Origin of the sequence: Silvibacterium dinghuense, from assembly GCF_004123295.1 — a bacterium.
Classification (GTDB): Bacteria; Acidobacteriota; Terriglobia; order Terriglobales; family Acidobacteriaceae; genus Silvibacterium; species Silvibacterium dinghuense.
Genome location: NZ_SDMK01000009.1, coordinates 1 through 344 on the forward strand (window position 1 = coordinate 1; position 344 = coordinate 344).

Annotated in this window: 1 protein-coding gene; it reads left to right on the top strand. The window is 50.3% G+C overall.

The genetic code is table 11. The features are described 5' to 3' along the window. Positions 1-128 precede the first annotated feature (128 nt). Positions 129-344 (top strand): hypothetical protein (locus ESZ00_RS20225; RefSeq protein WP_204520246.1); only part of this gene is annotated, 216 nt, incomplete at its 3' end.

Sequence of the window (344 nt, forward strand, 5' to 3'; positions counted from 1 at the left end):
CTGGCAGTAAACCCGGTGACACAAAAGGTCTATGTAGCTCCCTCAGCAAACACTCCCATCCTGACTGTCGTAAATGAAAAGTAAGCTTCACGCAAATTAAAGAGGGAGCAATAGGAGTTGCTCCCTCTTTGACTTGCAGCACGAGTTTTCTATCAAAACGAAATTCTGAAATATGCCTGGCCCTGTCGCGGCGTATTTCCCTGGCAGGGACTGCTTCCTCCGCTTCCGTTAGGTTCTACGTAGCCGAAGTTCGCGGCCCCATCGGTGACTGTGGTGTCTGGTCCGCAGACTTGCATGCGATTCAGGACATTGAAGAACTCCATGCGCAACTCCATGTTGATCTT